At 46.7% G+C, this 599-nt stretch carries 1 protein-coding gene; it reads left to right on the top strand.

The window, feature by feature from the left end; all coding sequences use genetic code 11:
• Positions 1-599, top strand: a 599-nt coding sequence (locus tag R7Z77_RS26865) for a TolC family protein (protein ID WP_318137241.1), incomplete at both ends; no start/stop codon positions are given.

The following is a 599-nucleotide window of genomic DNA, read 5'->3' as shown; positions in this document are numbered from 1 at the left end:
CTGCGGATGCAGAATCGGTGCGATTCCAACTGTTAGCTGATGCTTCAGACAAGGCATTAGAAGTCACTAAAGTCTACTTAGATGCGGTAAAGGCTTATGAAGTCTTAAAGCTGTCTGAGAACAATCTTGCCGTTCACAAAGACATCTATACGGACATCAAAAAACGCGTCACTTCCGGCATCGGCTCTACTGCGGACTTAACACAGGTTGAAGCACGTTTAGCGAAAGCGCATGGTAATCTGGCAGCTGCACAAAACAACCTTTACGACTCCCACACAATGTTTACCCGCTTGGTGGGGCAAACGCCACAAGGGTTAATTTTTCCAAGAGCTGATCAGAACTTTATCCCCTACACCGTCGATGAAGCGGTTGGCTTGGCATTTGAATTACACCCAGTGATTCAAATCGCATTGGCGGATGTGGATTCTGCCAAGTTCCAATACAAACAATCGAAAGGCGTTAACTACCCGACGATCTCGATTGAAGCTTCTCAAACTTGGAAAGACGATGCGGATGGCTTAAAAGGTCGAAGCGATGAAACTCTCGCCATGTTGCGTTTACGCTATAACTTGTTCAACGGCGGTAGCGATGCGGCAAAT

The organism is Vibrio sp. 1401, from assembly GCF_033340295.1.
The sequence above is the reverse complement of the archived record's forward strand: the minus strand, read 5'-3'. Positions and strand labels throughout refer to the sequence as shown.